Origin of the sequence: Salinarimonas chemoclinalis (assembly GCF_041514305.1) — a bacterium.
In the GTDB taxonomy this organism is placed as follows: domain Bacteria; phylum Pseudomonadota; class Alphaproteobacteria; order Rhizobiales; family Beijerinckiaceae; genus Salinarimonas; species Salinarimonas chemoclinalis.
On record NZ_JBGMWH010000019.1, the window covers coordinates 1 to 17,698 of the forward strand.

Sequence of the window (17,698 nt, forward strand, 5' to 3'; positions counted from 1 at the left end):
TCTCCGTTCCCGCGCGAAAAAGCGCGGGACCGGCCTCGATGCCGATTGTCTTCCGGGAGGCGATGCGCTAGCAATCGCCTCCCGACGCTGGGCGCCCCGAAAAGGGCTCCCGGAAGCGCCGTAGGAGTGTAGCTCAACTGGTCAGAGCACCGGTCTCCAAAACCGGGGGTTGGGGGTTCGAGTCCCTCCACTCCTGCCACGGCGCAGAAGTTCTTCCGACGCGGCCTCCCCGGAGCGCCGCGTTTTTGGTTGGCGGGTTCAGGCCGCCTCGGAGGACGCCGCCGGCTCGAGCCGGCGATCCACATGCGTCTTCAGGCGCAGGTGAGTCGTCACGCGCTCGATGCCCGGTATCGCCTCGATGGCCTCGCCCAGAGCCGAGACGCGCACCGCGTCCACGGCGATCATCTCCACGAGCAGATCGGGCTTGCCGCTCAGGGCGCAGCAGAAGCGGACCTCCGGCAGGGCCGCGATGAGCGGGACGATCGTCTCGCAGGTCGCCCCGCGCCCGTACTCGACCAGCGCGTAGACCGGCAGCCCGGCTTCTGCCCCCGCGCCGCGCAGGACGACGTCGAAGCCGACGATCGTGCCGTCCGACAGCAGCCGGTCGAGCCGCGCCTGCGTCGCCGTCCGCGACAGGCCGATCGCCCGCGCGAGCTCGACGACCTTCCGGCGCGGGTCGACCCGCAGCGCCCCGATCAGCCGCCGATCGATCTCGTCCATCCGCGCCTCCACCTGCGAAACGCCTAGCCGGACATCACCATGCCAGGTGATTCCGACGCTTCTTCGCATAGCCTGATGATCCCTATCACAATCATCGGAGGGTCGTCAGATGCAACGTGAGCCACCATCCACCCTCCGTCGCGAGCTGAACGTCCCGATGGCGGTCGCACTCGCGGTCAGCACCATCATCGGCTCCGGCCTCCTCGGGCTGCCCGGCATCGCCATCTCCGCCACCTCGCCCGTCGACGCCCTCGCGGGCTGGGCGGTCGCGATCGCGCTCTCGGTCCCGCTCATGCTCGTCTTCCTGGAGCTGACGCGGACCACCGGCTCGGCCGGCGGTCTCGCGACCTATGTCGGCATGGCGCTCGGCCCCGACGCCCGGACCGCGACGGCGGTGCTGCTGGCGCTCACCTTCGCGCTGTGCATCCCCCTCGGCACGATCATGGGCGCGGCCTACCTCGCCGCCGTGCTCGGCGTCGGCGAGGGTGCGAAGTACCCGATCGCCGCCGCGGTGATCGCGGTGGCGACCTTCGTCAACGTGCTCGGCGTGCGCTCGTCCTCGGCGGTGAACGCGCTGTCCGTGGCGGCGCTCGTCGCGCTCGTCGCGCTCGTCGTCGCGCTGAACCCCGGGCACGCGCGCGAGGGCCTCGCCATGGGCGCCGACCTCGCATCGGGCTCCCTCTCGCCTTCTTCCTGGGCCGGGCTCTGGACGGCGACCGCCATCCTGTTCTGGGCGTTCCTGGGCTGGGAGAACCTGAGCTTCAGCGGCGAGGACCTGAAGGGCTCGCAGCGCTCCGTCGTCGCCGTGTTCGTCGTCGCCTTCGTGATCGTGACGGGTCTCTACGTCCTCCTCGCCGCGGTCGCCTCCGGCGCGGCGGCGGCGGGCCTGCCGGTCGATCGCGTCGCCGGCCTCCTCGCGCTGCTGCCGTCCGAGCGCGGCGGGCGCGCGGTCGACGCGCTGATCGCGGTCGTGGTCGTCGCCAACGTCAACGCCTGGGTCTTCGCCGCGAGCCGCCTGTGGTTCGGCATGGGGCGCGACGGCGTGTTCCCGCGCGGTCTCGCGCGGCTCAACGGCGCGGGCGCGCCGGCGACGAGCCTCGTCGTCCTGGCCGCGATCTACGTCGGCGTCGTCGCGATCGTCGGCGCGGGGCTGCTGCCGCTGGAAGCGGGATTGATGCTCGCCAACCAGAACTTCGTCGTGGTCTACATGGGCGCCGTGCTGTGCCTGCTGATGTTCGGGCGCGGCGCCTGGCGAAAGGCGCTCGCGGCGGTGGCGCTCGCGAGCTGCGGGGTGTTCGTCGCGGGCTTCGGCGCGATGCTCCTCGTCCCGCTGGCCGTGCTCGTCGCCGTCGCGGGCGTGGCGCGGCTGAGGCGGCGGGCCGCCGAGGCGGCCGGTCCCGCGTGAGCGGTGCCGCAAGCGGTCCTTGATTTCCCCTCCCCACATCTCTATTACACGGCTTCCGGCGCAGGCCGCTGCCGAATCCGGGCAGCGTGCCGGCCGCGGGTAGCCGACAGGTTTCTCCAGCCCTCTCGCCGACGACCGTGACGAACGGACGGCCGGCGGCAGGGCGATTTGGCGTGAAGCGATCGAGATGGCCAAGGGCAAGACCACACCGTTCGAGTTCCTCCAGCAGGTGCGTCAGGAAGGGTCCAAGGTGACCTGGCCGACGCGCAAGGAGACGATGGTGACGACCGGCATGGTCTTCGTCATGGTCCTGCTCGCGGCGCTCTTCTTCCTCGTCGTCGACCAGATCCTGCGGTTCGGCGTCGGCGCCGTGCTCGGTCTCGGCGGCTGAGGGGAGGGGAGACCATGGCCAAGCGCTGGTACATCGTGCACGCCTACTCGAACTTCGAGAACAAGGTCGCGCAGTCGCTCAAGGACCAGGCCGAGCAGCGGGGGCTCCAGGAGCTCTTCGACGAGGTCCTGGTGCCGACCGAGAAGGTCGTCGAGGTGCGCCGCGGCCGCAAGGTCGACGCGGAGCGCAAGTTCTTCCCCGGCTACGTGCTGGTGAAGTGCGAGATGACCGACGAGGTCTACCACCTCATCAAGAACACGCCGAAGGTCACGGGCTTCCTGGGCGCCGACAAGGCCAAGCCCATGCCGATCCCCGACCACGAGGCCGAGCGGATCAAGGGCCAGGTGGCCGAGGGCGTCGAGCGCCCCAAGCCCACCGTGACGTTCGAGATCGGCGAGACGGTGCGCGTCGCCGACGGGCCCTTCGCCTCCTTCAACGGCACCGTCGAGGAAGTCGACGAGGGCCGCTCGCGGGTCAAGGTCGCCGTGTCGATCTTCGGCCGCGCCACCCCGGTGGAGCTGGAATACGCCCAGGTCGAGAAGGTCTGACCCCCTCGGGGCACCCTTCGAGACCCGGTCGCATCGTGCCGGCGCGCATCGCGTGCCGGCGCGCAAGTCGCGCGGGAGGCCTGCCCGGACGCCATCCGGGAGTGAACGGCCGCACCGCGCCCTGCAACCCTCCGCTCCCGGCCGGCAGCCGGCGGCGGACGCTACGGACGCAGTCTCATGGCGAAGAAGATCACGGGCTACATCAAGCTCCAGGTACCGGCGGGGGCGGCCAACCCCTCCCCACCGATCGGTCCCGCGCTCGGCCAGCGCGGCCTCAACATCATGGAATTCTGCAAGGCCTTCAACGCGAAGACCGGGCAGATGGAGAAGGGCACCCCGATCCCGGTGGTCATCACCGCGTATCAGGACCGCTCCTTCACCTTCGAGATGAAGCAGCCGCCGGTGTCGTACTTCCTCAAGAAGGCGTCGGGCGTGCCGAAGGGCGCGACCACGCCCGGCAAGGGCGGCACGGTGGGCAAGATCACCGCCGAGCAGATCCGCGAGATCGCCGAGAAGAAGATGGTCGATCTCAATTGCGATACGGTCGAGGCGGCCTCCGCCATGATCGCAGGCTCGGCCCGCTCGATGGGCCTCGAGGTCGTGGGCTGAGGAGGACGACATGGCCAAGGCTGGAAAGCGTATCCGCTCCGCCCGCGAGGGCATCGACCCGACGAAGCTCTACGGGCTCGACGAGGCGATCGCGCTCCTCAAGGAGCGCACCAAGGTGAAGTTCGACGAGACCGTCGAGATCGCCATGAATCTCGGTGTCGACCCGCGCCACGCGGACCAGATGGTCCGCGGCGTCTGCAACCTGCCCAACGGCTCGGGCCGCACGGTTCGCGTCGCGGTGTTCGCGCGCGGCGCCAAGCAGGACGAGGCGAAGGCGGCGGGCGCCGACATCGTCGGCGCCGAGGATCTCGTCGAGCAGATCCAGGGCGGCACGATCGACTTCGATCGCTGCATCGCGACCCCCGACATGATGCCGCTCGTCGGGCGCCTGGGCAAGGTGCTCGGCCCGCGCGGCCTGATGCCGAACCCGAAGGTCGGCACCGTCACCATGGACGTGAAGGGCGCCGTCGAGGCGGCCAAGGGCGGTGCGGTCGAGTTCCGCGTCGAGAAGGCCGGCATCGTGCACGGCGGCGTCGGCAAGCTCTCGTTCGAGGCGGGCAAGCTCGCCGAGAACGTGAAGGCCTTCGCCGACGCGGTGATCAAGGCCAAGCCGACCGGCGCCAAGGGCACCTACGTCCAGGGCGTCGCGATCACCTCGACGATGGGACCGGGTCTCAAGGTCGACGTCTCGACCGTCACGAGCTGATCCCCGCGGGGCGATCGAGTCGCCGTGCGTCGCGCGCGCACCGCGGCGGCCGGGCCTCGCGCCCGGCCGTTTCCGTCGCGAGGGGAGCGTTTCCGAGGCGTCGCGCCGTGGGTGCGGCGGTTCTCGAAAAACCGGCTTGACTTTTCGTCGAGATACCCCCTTGGCATCCGCGGCGCGACGCGTTAAGGAGGCGGTCCGCGTTCACCGAAGACCGTTTCGGTTCCGCATCGTGCGGAGCCGGGGTCGCGCGTTTTCCGCCCGGGAGACCGGGCGGGAAGACGGCCGATCGGCCGCGAGGCGTTCCTCCGGGGAAGCCCAGCGACCCGTCGGCCCGTCCTGTCCGAGACTGCAGGTGCCCGCGAGGGCTTGATGCTCGGGTTCCCGAGCGCCGGCATAGACGGGGACGACCGGATTTTCCGCGACGCCGGCCCGGCAGGGCCGCCGTCGCGGCGAGAAGGTTCGAACCATCGATCCCTGAGGCGTCCCGCCGACGGGGGGCAGGGCTTAGCCAGAGCGCCGTTCGTCGGCACCGGCGGGTCCGGATACGACGAGCGGCTATTCGCAACCGGCCGGGCCCGCGAGGGTTCCGGTCAACCGGAGAGAGCCCAGTGGACAGAGCAGCCAAGCGCGAGCTCGCCGGGACGCTGAACGACGTGTTCAAGAGCACGTCCGTCGTCGTCGTGGCCCACTATTCGGGCCTTTCGGTCGCCGACATGCAGAAGCTGCGCGCGCAGATGAAGCAGGCCGGCGCCACCGTCAAGGTCACGAAGAACCGCATCGCCAAGATCGCTCTCGAAGGCACGGAGGTCGCGTCGATCTCGGAGCTGCTGCAGGGTCCGACCCTGCTCGCGTACTCCGACGATCCCGTCGCGGCTCCGAAGGCGGCCGTCGACTTCGCCAAGACCAACGACAAGCTGGTCATCCTGGGCGGAGCGATGGGCGCCACGGCCCTGAACGCGGATGGTGTCAAGGCGCTCGCCACGATGCCGTCCCTCGACGAGCTGCGCGGTACGCTGATCGGCCTGATCCAGGCCCCGGCGACCAAGATCGCCCAGCTCACGACCGCGCCCGCCGCCAAGCTGGCGCGCGTCTTCGGGGCCTATGCCAAGTCCGAGGAAGCGGCTTGACGCCGTCGCAAACCGCAATTCGATCCGTTCGAACCTTATCGCTGAGGAAGTAGACAATGGCTGATCTCGCCAAGCTCGTGGACGACCTGTCGTCGCTCACCGTTCTCGAGGCCGCCGAGCTCGCGAAGATGCTCGAGGAGAAGTGGGGCGTCTCCGCCGCCGCCGCCGTCGCGGTGGCCGCCCCCGCCGGTGGTGGCGCCGCCGCCGCCGTCGAGGAGGAGAAGACCGAGTTCGACGTCGTCCTGGCCGCGGCCGGCGACAAGAAGATCGAGGTCATCAAGGAGGTCCGCGCGATCACCGGCCTCGGCCTGAAGGAGGCCAAGGACCTGGTCGAGGGCGCGCCCAAGACCGTGAAGGAGGCCGCCTCGAAGGAGGAGGCCGAGAAGCTCAAGGCGCAGCTCGAGAAGGCCGGCGCCAAGGTCGAGCTCAAGTGATCGGGCCCGGTCGCCTCGTGGCGATCGGCCTCTGATTGATCCCGACGGTCCCGGGGAGTCCCCGGGGCCGTCGTTTCCGTCCGGCGAGCAGGCGATTCGCGCCCGCCTCGGCGGATGGAACGAGAGGGGGTGGCGGCGCATATCGTCGCGGGTTTCCCTCTCGGAGTTGCGGAAGGGACGGGCTCCTTTCCACATTCGTTCTTTCGTCCACGGTCCCTCGGGACCAGCGGACGGCTGACCCGGCGCCCCCCACCCCGGCGCCTTCGCGTCTCACGCGCGCCCCCGACGGCGCGAGGCGGGGCTCCCGGTCAGCCGTGCATGAGGAGCAAGGTCGACATGGCCAACACGCTGCTAGGCCGCAAGCGCATTCGCAAGTCCTTCGGGCGGATCCAGGAAGTCTCGGACATGCCGAACCTCATCGAGGTTCAGAAGGCGTCCTACGACCAGTTCCTGATCGTCGACGAGCCGCAGGGCGGCCGGGCGGACGAGGGCCTGCAGGCGGTCTTCAAGTCCGTGTTCCCGATCTCCGATTTCTCGAGCACGGCCCTGCTCGAGTTCGTCAAGTACACGTTCGAGCCCCCGAAGTACGACGTCGACGAGTGCCGCCAGCGCGGCATGACCTTCGCGGCGCCGCTCAAGGTGACGCTGCGGCTGATCGTGTTCGACGTCGATCCGGACACGCAGGCGAAGTCCGTCAAGGACATCAAGGAGCAGGACGTCTACATGGGCGACATGCCGCTCATGACGGACAACGGCACCTTCATCGTCAACGGCACCGAGCGCGTCATCGTCTCCCAGATGCACCGCTCGCCGGGCGTGTTCTTCGACCACGACAAGGGCAAGACGCACGCGAGCGGAAAGCTCCTCTTCGCCGCGCGCATCATCCCCTACCGCGGCTCGTGGCTCGACATCGAGTTCGACGCCAAGGACATCGTCCACGCGCGCATCGACCGCAAGCGCAAGATTCCGGTCTCGTCGCTGCTGTTCGCGCTGGGCCTCGACAGCGAGGAGATCCTCGACACGTTCTACAACCGCGTGGCCTACAGCCGCGACGCGGAGGGCTGGCGCGCGCCGTTCGACCCCGACCGGATGAAGGGCTTCAAGGGCACGGTCGACCTGATCGACGCCGACACCGGCGAGGTCGTGCTCGAGGCCGGCAAGCGCCTGACCGCGCGCGTCGCCCGCCAGCTCGCGGACAGGAACGTCACGGCGCTGCGCGCCACCGACGAGGACCTCGTCGGCCAGTACGTCGCCGAGGACCTCGTCGACGCGACGAACGGCGCGATCTTCGCGGAGGCCGGCGAGGAGATCAGCGAGAAGCTGCTCAAGTCCCTCGTCGATGCGGGCTTCACCGAGATCCCGCTGCTCGACATCGACCACGTCAACGTCGGCCCCTACATCCGCAACACGCTCGCCGTGGACAAGAACTCCGCCCGCGAGGAAGCGTTGTTCGACATCTACCGCGTGATGCGCCCCGGCGAGCCGCCGACGCTCGACACGGCGGAGGCGATGTTCCACTCGCTGTTCTTCGACGCCGAACGCTACGACCTCTCGGCCGTCGGCCGCGTCAAGATGAACATGCGCCTCGATCTCGACGCGCCGGACACGCAGCGCACGCTGCGCCGCGAGGACATCCTGGCGGTGGTGAAGGCGCTCGTCGACCTGCGCGACGGCAAGGGCGAGGTCGACGACATCGACCACCTGGGCAACCGCCGCGTCCGGTCCGTGGGCGAGCTGATGGAGAACCAGTACCGCCTGGGCCTCCTGCGCATGGAGCGCTCCATCAAGGAGCGCATGTCCTCGGTCGACATCGACACCGTGATGCCGCAGGACCTGATCAACGCCAAGCCGGCGGCAGCGGCGGTGCGCGAGTTCTTCGGGTCCTCGCAGCTGTCGCAGTTCATGGACCAGACGAACCCGCTCTCCGAGGTCACCCACAAGCGCCGCCTCTCGGCGCTCGGCCCTGGCGGCCTGACCCGCGAGCGCGCCGGCTTCGAGGTGCGCGACGTGCACCCGACGCATTACGGCCGCATCTGCCCGATCGAGACGCCGGAAGGCCCCAACATCGGCCTCATCAACTCGCTCGCCACCTTCGCGCGGGTGAACAAGTACGGCTTCATCGAGACGCCGTTCCGCCGCGTGCACGAGGGCAAGGTCACTGGTGAGGTGATCTATCTCTCGGCCATGGAGGAGGCGAAGTACCACGTCGCGCAGGCGAACGCCGCGCTCGACGAGGTCGGCCAGCTCACCGAGGACCTCGTGATCTGCCGCAAGGCGGGCGAGGTGATCGTGGTGCCGCCGGACCGCGTCGACCTGATGGACGTCTCCCCGCGCCAGCTGGTGTCGGTGGCCGCCGCGCTGATCCCGTTCCTCGAGAACGACGACGCCAACCGCGCCCTCATGGGCTCGAACATGCAGCGCCAGGCGGTGCCGCTGGTTCGTGCCGACGCGCCCTTCGTGGGCACGGGCATGGAGGCGGTGGTCGCGCGCGATTCCGGCGCCGCCATCGGCGCGCGCCGCGCCGGCGTGGTGGACCAGGTCGACGCGACGCGTATCGTCGTGCGCGCCACCGAGGAGACCGATCCCGGCAAGCCGGGCGTCGACATCTACCGCCTGATGAAGTTCCAGCGCTCGAACCAGAACACCTGCATCACGCAGAAGCCGCTGGTGCGCGTGGGCGACGTGGTGGCCAAGGGCGACATCATCGCCGACGGCCCCTCCACCGAGCTCGGCGAGCTGGCGCTCGGCCGCAACGTCCTCGTCGCGTTCATGCCGTGGAACGGCTACAACTTCGAGGACTCGATCCTCCTCTCCGAGCGGATCGTGAAGGACGACGTCTTCACCTCGATCCACATCGAGGAGTTCGAGGTGATGGCCCGCGACACCAAGCTCGGGCCCGAGGAGATCACCCGCGACATCCCCAACGTGTCGGAGGAGGCGCTCAAGAACCTCGACGAGGCGGGCATCGTCTACATCGGCGCCGAGGTGAACGCGGGCGACATCCTGGTCGGCAAGATCACGCCCAAGGGCGAGAGCCCGATGACGCCGGAGGAGAAGCTGCTCCGGGCGATCTTCGGCGAGAAGGCCTCGGACGTGCGCGACACCAGCTTGCGGGTGCCGCCGGGCGTCACCGGCACGATCGTCGAGGTGCGCGTGTTCAACCGCCACGGCGTCGACAAGGACGAGCGTGCCCAGGCGATCGAGCGCGAGGAGATCGAGCGTCTCGCCAAGGACCGCGACGACGAGCAGGCGATCCTCGATCGCAACACCTACGCCCGCGTGGGCGAGCTGCTCGCGGGCCAGACGGCCATCGCCGGCCCGAAGGGCTTCCGCAAGGACACGACGCTGACCCGCGCGATGCTCGACGAGTATCCGCGCTCGCAGTGGTGGGCCTTCGCCGTCGCCGACGACGCCCGCATGGCCGAGCTCGAGGCGATCCAGAAGCAGTACGACGAGTCGAAGAAGCGCCTCGAGCAGCGCTTCCTCGACAAGGTCGAGAAGCTGCAGCGCGGCGACGAGCTGCCTCCGGGCGTCATGAAGATGGTCAAGGTCTTCGTGGCGGTGAAGCGCAAGATCCAGCCCGGCGACAAGATGGCCGGCCGCCACGGCAACAAGGGCGTCGTGTCGAAGATCGTGCCGGTCGAGGACATGCCGTTCCTGGAGGACGGGACCTCGGTCGACATCGTCTTGAACCCGCTCGGCGTGCCCTCGCGCATGAACGTCGGCCAGATCCTGGAGACGCATCTGGGCTGGGCGGCGGCGGGCCTCGGCAAGCAGGTCGCGGCGGCGGTCGACGCCTATCGCAAGGCGCACGACGGGGCGCAGCTGCGCCAGACCATGGAGCGCATCTACGGGTCGAACCATCCGCTCGACGCCTACGACGACGACACGCTCGCCGAGATGGGCGAGACGCTGCGTCGCGGCGTGCCGATGGCCACCCCCGTCTTCGACGGGGCGAAGGAGCGCGACATCGAGGAGATGCTCGAGATGGCCGGGCTCGACCGCTCGGGCCAGGTGACGCTCTACGACGGGCGCACGGGCGAGTCGTTCGATCGCCCGGTGACGGTGGGCTACATCTACATGCTCAAGCTCCACCACCTCGTGGACGACAAGATCCACGCGCGCTCGATCGGGCCGTACTCGCTCGTCACCCAGCAGCCGCTGGGCGGCAAGGCGCAGTTCGGCGGCCAGCGCTTCGGCGAGATGGAGGTGTGGGCGCTCGAGGCCTACGGCGCGGCGTACACGCTCCAGGAAATGCTCACGGTCAAGTCGGACGACGTGGCCGGCCGCACCAAGGTCTACGAGGCCATCGTGCGCGGCGACGACACGTTCGAGTCCGGCATCCCGGAGAGCTTCAACGTGCTCGTCAAGGAGATGCGCTCGCTCGGCCTGAACGTGGAGCTCACCTCGTCGAAGGCCAACGCGAACGAGCTGCCGCCCTCGGAGGCGGCGGAATGACCCGGTGATCGAGATCGGTCGATGGAGACCAGCCGCGGGGACCCGACCCCGCGGCGCCTGCGATTTTCGCGGCGAGCGTGACGGCGCACCTCGCCCTGCCAGGAGACGGCGATGAATCAAGAGGTCATGAACCTTTTCAACACTGCGGCCCAGCCGCAGTCGTTCGACCAGATCAAGATTTCGATCGCGAGTCCGGAAAAGATCCTCTCTTGGTCCTACGGCGAGATCAAGAAGCCCGAGACCATCAACTACCGCACGTTCAAGCCCGAGCGTGACGGCCTGTTCTGCGCGCGCATCTTCGGCCCGATCAAGGACTATGAGTGCTTGTGCGGCAAGTACAAGCGCATGAAGTACAAGGGCGTCATCTGCGAGAAGTGCGGCGTCGAGGTCACCCTCGCGCGCGTGCGGCGCGACCGCATGGGCCACATCGAGCTCGCCGCTCCGGTCGCCCACATCTGGTTCCTGAAGTCGCTGCCCTCGCGCATCGGCCTCCTGCTCGACATGACGCTCAAGGATCTCGAGCGGATCCTCTACTTCGAGTCCTACGTCGTCATCGAGCCGGGCCTCACCCCCCTGAAGGAGCGCCAGCTCCTGTCGGAGGAGGAGTACGTTCGCGCGCAGGACGAGTACGGCCAGGATTCGTTCACGGCCCTGATCGGCGCCGAGGCGATCCGCAAGATCCTGATGGAGCTCGACCTCGAGAAGATCGCGGTCGACCTGCGCCACGAGATCGCCACCACGACCTCCGAGCTCAAGCCCAAGAAGCTGCTCAAGCGCCTGAAGATCATCGAGGCGTTCCTGATGTCGGGCAACCGGCCGGAATGGATGATCATGACGGTCGTGCCGGTGATCCCGCCGGACCTGCGCCCGCTCGTCCCGCTCGACGGCGGCCGCTTCGCCACGTCGGACCTCAACGACCTCTACCGCCGCGTCATCAACCGCAACAACCGCCTCAAGCGGCTGATCGAGCTGCGCGCGCCCGACATCATCATCCGCAACGAGAAGCGGATGCTGCAGGAGGCGGTGGACGCGCTGTTCGACAACGGCCGGCGCGGACGCGTCATCACGGGCGCCAACAAGCGCCCGCTGAAGTCGCTCGCCGACATGCTCAAGGGCAAGCAGGGGCGCTTCCGCCAGAACCTGCTCGGCAAGCGCGTCGACTACTCGGGCCGCTCGGTGATCGTGGTGGGTCCCGAGCTCAAGCTGCACCAGTGCGGCCTGCCCAAGAAGATGGCGCTCGAGCTGTTCAAGCCGTTCATCTACTCGCGCCTCGACGCGAAGGGCTACTCGGCCACCGTGAAGCAGGCCAAGAAGCTCGTCGAGAAGGAGCGTCCCGAGGTGTGGGACATCCTCGACGAGGTGATCCGCGAGCATCCGGTGCTCTTGAACCGCGCCCCGACGCTGCACCGGCTGGGCATCCAGGCCTTCGAGCCCGTGCTGATCGAGGGCAAGGCGATCCAGCTGCACCCGCTCGTCTGCGCGGCGTTCAACGCCGACTTCGACGGCGACCAGATGGCCGTGCACGTGCCCCTCTCGCTGGAGGCCCAGCTCGAGGCGCGTGTGCTGATGATGTCGACGAACAACATCCTGCACCCCGCCTCGGGCGCGCCGATCATCGTGCCCTCGCAGGACATCGTGCTCGGCCTCTACTACCTCTCCATCATGGCCGACAAGCAGCCGGGCGAGGGGGCGCTGTTCGCGGACCTGGGTGAGATCGACCACGCGCTCTTCCAGAAGACGATCAACCTCCACACAAAGGTGAAGTACCGCGCCACGAACTACGACGAGCAGGGCCAGCCCTACACGCAGATCTATGATACGACTGCGGGTCGGGCGATCCTGGGCACGCTGCTGCCCAAGTCCCCGCGCGTCACCTTCGACGTCGTGAACAAGCTCATGACGAAGAAGGAAATCTCCAACATGATCGACACGGTCTACCGCAATTGCGGGCAGAAGGAGACGGTGATCTTCTGCGACCGGATCATGGCGATGGGCTTCTACCACGCGTTCCGGGCGGGCATCTCGTTCGGCAAGGACGACATGGTCATCCCCGAGAACAAGTGGGATATCGTCGAGGAGACGCGCACGCTCGTGAAGGACTACGAGCAGCAGTACCAGGACGGCCTGATCACCCAGGGCGAGAAGTACAACAAGGTCGTCGACGCCTGGGCCAAGTGCTCGGATCGCCTGGCGGGCGAGATGATGCAGCGCATCTCCGCGGTCCGGAAGGACCAGGACGGGCGCGACCTGCAGGTCAACTCGATCTACATGATGTCGCACTCGGGCGCCCGCGGCTCGCCCGCGCAGATGAAGCAGCTCGCCGCCATGCGCGGCCTGATGGCCAAGCCCTCGGGCGAGATCATCGAGACGCCGATCATCTCCAACTTCAAGGAGGGGCTCGACGTCCTCGAGTACTTCAACTCGACCCACGGCGCACGCAAGGGTCTCGCGGACACGGCGCTCAAGACGGCGAACTCGGGCTACCTCACCCGCCGTCTCGTCGACGTGGCGCAGGACGCGGTCATCCGCGAGGTCGATTGCGGCACCTCGAAGGGCATCGGCATGCGCGCCATCGTCGACGCGGGCCAGGTCGTGGCCACGCTCGGCTCGCGGATCCTCGGCCGCACCGCGGCGGAGGACGTGACCGACGTCGAGGGGAAGGTGATCGTGCCCGCCGGCACCATGATCGAGGAATGGCACATCGCGGCCATCAACGACGCCGGCGTCCAGGAGGTGAAGATCCGCTCGGTGCTGGTCTGCGAGACCCGCAACGGCGTCTGCGCCACCTGCTACGGGCGCGATCTCGCCCGCGGCACGCCCGTCAACCAGGGCGAGGCGGTCGGCGTCATCGCGGCGCAGTCGATCGGCGAGCCGGGCACGCAGCTCACGATGCGCACCTTCCACATCGGCGGCGCGGCGCAGATCGCCGACACGTCCTTCGTGGAGAGCGCCTTCGAGGGCAAGGTGACGATGCGCAACCGCTACGTGGCGCGCAATTCGGACGGGGATCTCGTCACGATGGGCCGCAACGTCGCCGTGGTGATCGTCGGGCCGGACGGGACCGAGCGCTCGGTGCACCGCATCCAGTACGGCGCGCGCCTGCGCGTCGACGAGGGCGACGGCATCAAGCGCGGCCAGCGCATCGCGGAGTGGGACCCCTATTCCCGCCCGATCCTGGCCGAGGTCGACGGCGTGGTCGCCTACGAGGACCTGGTCGACGGCGGCTCGATCGTCGAGACGATGGACGAGGCCACGGGCATCGCCAAGCGCGTGGTCATCGACTGGCGCGGGGCGGCCCGTACGGCCGACCTCAAGCCGGCGATCACCATCGTCGGCGACGACGGCAAGGTGCTCAAGCTGCCGCGCGGCGGCGAGGCGCGCTCGCTGCTCCCGGTGGAGGCGATCATCGCCGCCGATCCGGGCTCGAGGATCAAGGCCGGCGACGTGCTCGCGCGCGTCTCCACCGAGAGCGCCAAGACGCGCGACATCACGGGCGGCCTGCCGCGCGTGGCGGAGCTGTTCGAGGCGCGCCGTCCCAAGGACGCGGCGATCATCGCGGAGAAGTCGGGCACGATCCAGTTCGGGCGCGACTACAAGAACAAGCGCCGCCTGACGCTCACCCCGCACGACGGCTCGGACGCGGTCGAGTACCTGATCCCGAAGGGCAAGCACATCCACCTGCAGGACGGCGACGTCGTGGAGGTCGGCGACTTCATCGTCGACGGCAACCCGGCCCCGCACGACATCCTGGCGATCAAGGGCGTCGAGGAACTCGCCGCCTATCTCGTCAACGAGATCCAGGAGGTCTACCGCCTGCAGGGCGTCTCGATCAACGACAAGCACATCGAGGTGATCGTTCGCCAGATGCTGCAGAAGATCGAGATCACGGATGCGGGCGACTCGGAGCTGATCGCCGGCGAGCAGGTCGATCGGATGGAGTTCGCGGAGATCAACGAGAAGCTCGTCGCCGAGCGGCGCAAGCCGGCGGTGGGCATGCCCGTCCTCCTCGGCATCACCAAGGCGAGCCTGCAGACGCGCTCCTTCATCTCGGCGGCGTCCTTCCAGGAGACCACCCGCGTCCTCACCGAGGCGGCGGTCAACGGCAAGACGGACGAACTCGAGGGCCTCAAGGAGAACGTCATCGTCGGCTCGCTCATCCCGGCCGGCACGGGCGCGCTGGCGGCGCAGATCCGCGCCATCGCGACCCACCGCGACGACCTCATCCTCCAGCAGAAGGCGGAGGCGACGGGGGCCATGAGCGGCTCCATGAGCGAGCTGCCCGCGGGCGAGTGATCGCTCCCGCGCATCGCCGCACCACACGCTGCAAGACCATCGGAAGCCGCCCCTCGGGGCGGCTTCTTCGTTCGGCGGTCACACGACCCTCTCGACGGACGGCGCGGCCTGTGGTCTCCTGAATCCTGTCCTATGTGAGGATGGGGGAGGACGACATGGCGGACGGGATCGAGGAGGTCGAGGGCATCGGGCCGGCCTACGCGGAGAAGCTGCGCGCCGTCGGCATCAGGACGACGGCGGCGTACCTGGAGCGCGCGAAGGACCGCAAGGGCCGCGTGGCGCTCGCCGAGGAGACCGGGATCAGCGATGCGCTGATCCTCAAGTGGGCCAACCACTGCGATCTCTTCCGCATCAAGGGCGTCGCCGGGCAGATGTCGGAGCTGCTCGAGGCGGCCGGCGTCGACACCGTCAAGGAGCTCGCGCGGCGCAACGCGGAGAACCTCGCCGCGGCCATGGCCGCGACGAACGAGGAGAAGAAGCTCGTACGCTCGGTCCCGAGCGCCAAGGAAGTCGCCGGGTGGATCGCGCAGGCGAAGGATCTGCCGCCGACGATGACCTACTGAGCCGCGGCGGGGCAGCGCGCGTCCCTCCGTGGGCGCTGGCGGGCGGGCGAGATCAGAACTTTCCGCCCGTCCGGAAGCCGCCGGAACGCCGGCCGCCACCGAAGGACCCGCCGGTACGGAACCCGCCCGAGCGGCGTCCCCCGGACGATCCGCCGAACGATCCGCCGGACGAGCGGCTCGGGCCGCTCGTGCCCCGGGTCGTCTCGACGGTCCGCCGGCGCGGCGGCGCGCGGTAGCCGGAGCGCAGCGCCTCCTCCAGCAGCCGCGCGCCGCCGCCGCGCAGCAGGCCCTCCAGAGCGGCGCCGATCATCGCGCCGTTGTCGAAGCGCCCGGCGCGCTCGTCGTAGCCCGCCTTTTCCCAGGTCTGCAGCGCGCGCTGCGCTTCGGCCGCGAGGGAGCGCGCGCCGGCGTGCGCCTCCCGCGCGTCCCGCACCCGCGCCTCGGCTTCGACCACCGCGCGGCGGGCGTGGGCGATGTCGGCGACGAGCCGGTCGTCGACGGGGGAGGGGGTGCGCGCCGCCTCCGCCTCGAGCCGGCGCACGTCGTCGCGGGCGATCGCCTCGGACAGGATCGCGAGCGCGCGCGCGAGCGCCGGGTCGTTCTCGCCGGAGGCCTCGGATCGGGCTTCGGCGAGGCGCGCGCCGATCTCCGCGAGGGACTGCTCGGCCGCCTCCAGCGCCGCGCGCGCCGCGTCCTCCGCCGCTTCGAGCGGCGCGATGCCGGCCGCGACGAGCGCCGCGCGCTCGATCGCCTCGCGCCGCGCCTCGGCGTCGGCCGCCGCGGCGTCGAGGCGCTCTGCGTGCCCACGCAGTCGGTCGGGGATCTCGACGAGCATGCGGTAGTCCCGGCGCAGCTCCTCGAAGCCGATCAGGTCGGCCACCTTGCCGTCGCCCCAGCGGGCGAAGGCGCCGCCGCGATAGGCGCTCGTGCCCCATCCGCGCGCCAGCAGGTAGGCGAAGAGCGGGTCGGCGTCGTAGGGAGCGCGCTTGTCGGCGCGCTCGCTCTCCGCGCGCTCCGCCTTGGTGCGGGCGGCATCGGCCTGCTCGGCGAGCGCGGCGAGGGTGGCGTTCGCCTCGACCCAGGCGGCATCGCTCGCGATCTCGTCCTCGATGCGCGCCTCGAGTGCATCGCCCGCGGCCTCCGCGGCGTCGAGAGCGTCGACGCGGGCGTCCCGTTCGCGGGCCGCCTCCTGCTCCTGCGCCTCGAGCGCGGCGACCCGCGCGCGCAGCGCATCGAGCGCGCCGCGCCGCTCCTCCAGGATCGAGAGCGCCTCCCGCTCGGCCCTGTCGAGGGCCGCGGCGGCGCCGTCCTCGGCGAGCGCCTGGAGACGGTGGCCGGCGAGGGCGGCGTGCGCCCGTGCCTCCCGGGCGCGGGCCTGCGTCAGGTCCGCCTCGGCGGATGCGGCGGCGGTGGCCAGACGCGCCTCGTCCGCACGGGCGGCGCGCTGCGTCTCGTCGATACGGGCGCGCACGCCGCGGGTGGTGTCGAAGCTCATGGGGCTCACCAGTCCGTGATCCGGCCGCCCTCGACGGGCATGGCCCAGAAGACGTCGAGGAAGCCGCGCGGCTTCTCGCCGAGGACGTCCTCCTGGATGATCCCGTCGTCCTCCTTGTCGCGCCGCACCGCCTCGAAGGTGCGCTCGGGCACGCGCACGCCGAAGACGGAGACGCGTGTCGTGCGGTTCGTCTCCTCGCTCTCGACGGGCAGCTCGAGCACGGCGCCGTCGGGGCCTATCGGCTGGACGATCAGGTAGTGGTTGCGCGCGCGTGTGTTGGCGTCGGGGATGCGGAAGACGCCGGTGGGGATCTCCGCGTCTACGACGATGCGCAGCACGTAGGAGACGGCGAGCGCGTCGCGCAGCGCCTCCAGCTCCGCCACGGTGGCCGACACCCGCTCGGCGTCGCCGGCGGCGAGATGGCCCTCGGCGCGGGCGCGCAGGGCGTCCGCCTCGTCCCGCGCGTCCGGCACCCGCGCCTCGGCGAGGGCGGCGGCGTGGGCGGCGGCGATGCGCTGGGGCAGGACGGTGCCGATGAGCTCCGCCTGCGCGATCCGCGCGCGCTCGGCCTCGCCCGCCCGCCAGGCGGACCAGCCGAGACCGCCCGCGGCGAGGAGGAGCACCAGGCCCGCCATCGCGGCGACCCTGCCGCGGGCGATCCACAGTCCCGCGAGCCGGCGGCCGAGGGCGGATCCGCGGCGCACGTAGGCGAAGCGCTTCTCGCGCAGGGCGGCGATCCCGGCGCGCAGCGCGTCGTCCGTGACGGCGATGCCCTGCGCCGCGTAGAGGCCGCGCAGACGCTCCATCAGCACGTCCTCGCGCTCGTCTCGGGAGATCTCGCGGGTGAGCGCGGCCTCCTCGTGGCGGAGCGTGTCCACCACGTCCATCGCCAGCATCAGCTCGTCGAGCCCGCCCCGCTCGGCGTCGACCCCGCCCGCCATCGGCGCTC

13 protein-coding genes and 1 tRNA gene are annotated in these 17,698 nt (G+C 69.8%); 11 read left to right on the forward strand and 3 right to left on the reverse strand.

The window, feature by feature from the left end:
- The first annotated feature begins 122 nt into the window (after positions 1 to 122).
- A tRNA-Trp gene (locus AB9M23_RS19615) sits at positions 123 to 199 on the forward strand.
- A gap of 59 nt (positions 200 to 258) precedes the next feature.
- Here AB9M23_RS19615 and AB9M23_RS19620 read toward each other — a convergent pair.
- Positions 259 to 720 (reverse strand): Lrp/AsnC family transcriptional regulator, encoded by a 462-nt coding sequence (locus tag AB9M23_RS19620; RefSeq protein ID WP_372426270.1) that lies wholly within the window; start codon positions 718 to 720, stop codon positions 259 to 261.
- 157 nt (positions 721 to 877) lie between these two features.
- Here AB9M23_RS19620 and AB9M23_RS19625 point away from each other — a divergent pair, with 157 nt between their 5' ends.
- The 10 genes from AB9M23_RS19625 (at position 878) to AB9M23_RS19670 (ending at position 15,254) form a co-directional block, all read left to right on the forward strand.
- A complete protein-coding gene (locus tag AB9M23_RS19625; RefSeq protein ID WP_372426271.1) occupies positions 878 to 2,125 on the forward strand; it encodes an APC family permease in 1,248 nt (415 codons plus the stop codon).
- Between the two features lie 187 nt (positions 2,126 to 2,312).
- A complete protein-coding gene (gene secE / locus AB9M23_RS19630; RefSeq protein WP_043539795.1) occupies positions 2,313 to 2,516 on the forward strand; it encodes a preprotein translocase subunit SecE in 204 nt (67 codons plus the stop codon).
- Positions 2,517 to 2,530: 14 nt separating this feature from the next.
- The gene (gene nusG / locus AB9M23_RS19635; protein WP_372426272.1) at positions 2,531 to 3,064 is read left to right on the forward strand and encodes a transcription termination/antitermination protein NusG; all 534 of its coding nucleotides are present in this window, start codon (positions 2,531 to 2,533) and stop codon (positions 3,062 to 3,064) included.
- Positions 3,065 to 3,241: 177 nt separating this feature from the next.
- Positions 3,242 to 3,673 carry a 50S ribosomal protein L11 gene (gene rplK / locus AB9M23_RS19640; protein ID WP_372426273.1) on the forward strand — a complete coding sequence of 144 codons (432 nt, stop codon included), beginning with the start codon at positions 3,242 to 3,244 and terminating at the stop codon, positions 3,671 to 3,673.
- 10 nt (positions 3,674 to 3,683) lie between these two features.
- Positions 3,684 to 4,379, forward strand: a complete 696-nt coding sequence (gene rplA, locus AB9M23_RS19645; RefSeq protein WP_372426274.1) for a 50S ribosomal protein L1 — start codon at positions 3,684 to 3,686, stop codon at positions 4,377 to 4,379.
- A 608-nt stretch (positions 4,380 to 4,987) separates the two neighbouring features.
- Complete coding sequence (gene rplJ, locus AB9M23_RS19650) at positions 4,988 to 5,506, forward strand: 50S ribosomal protein L10 (RefSeq protein ID WP_372426275.1); 519 nt, start codon at positions 4,988 to 4,990, stop codon at positions 5,504 to 5,506.
- Positions 5,507 to 5,562: 56 nt separating this feature from the next.
- Positions 5,563 to 5,940, forward strand: coding sequence for a 50S ribosomal protein L7/L12 (rplL, locus tag AB9M23_RS19655; protein ID WP_372426276.1), 378 nt, complete (start codon positions 5,563 to 5,565; stop codon positions 5,938 to 5,940).
- Between the two features lie 336 nt (positions 5,941 to 6,276).
- Positions 6,277 to 10,398 (forward strand): DNA-directed RNA polymerase subunit beta, encoded by a 4,122-nt coding sequence (gene rpoB, locus AB9M23_RS19660; RefSeq protein WP_372426277.1) that lies wholly within the window; start codon positions 6,277 to 6,279, stop codon positions 10,396 to 10,398.
- A gap of 111 nt (positions 10,399 to 10,509) precedes the next feature.
- Complete coding sequence (gene rpoC / locus AB9M23_RS19665) at positions 10,510 to 14,691, forward strand: DNA-directed RNA polymerase subunit beta' (protein ID WP_372426278.1); 4,182 nt, start codon at positions 10,510 to 10,512, stop codon at positions 14,689 to 14,691.
- A gap of 155 nt (positions 14,692 to 14,846) precedes the next feature.
- Positions 14,847 to 15,254 (forward strand): DUF4332 domain-containing protein, encoded by a 408-nt coding sequence (locus AB9M23_RS19670; RefSeq protein ID WP_372426279.1) that lies wholly within the window; start codon positions 14,847 to 14,849, stop codon positions 15,252 to 15,254.
- 52 nt (positions 15,255 to 15,306) lie between these two features.
- Here the strand turns inward: AB9M23_RS19670 and AB9M23_RS19675 are convergent, their stop codons facing one another.
- Positions 15,307 to 16,749: a coiled-coil domain-containing protein gene (locus tag AB9M23_RS19675; RefSeq protein ID WP_372426280.1), complete on the reverse strand. Its 1,443-nt coding sequence runs from the start codon at positions 16,747 to 16,749 to the stop codon at positions 15,307 to 15,309.
- Positions 16,750 to 16,754: 5 nt separating this feature from the next.
- Complete coding sequence (locus AB9M23_RS19680; protein WP_372426281.1) at positions 16,755 to 17,690, reverse strand: DUF6384 family protein; 936 nt, start codon at positions 17,688 to 17,690, stop codon at positions 16,755 to 16,757.
- Between the last annotated feature and the right edge of the window lie 8 nt (positions 17,691 to 17,698).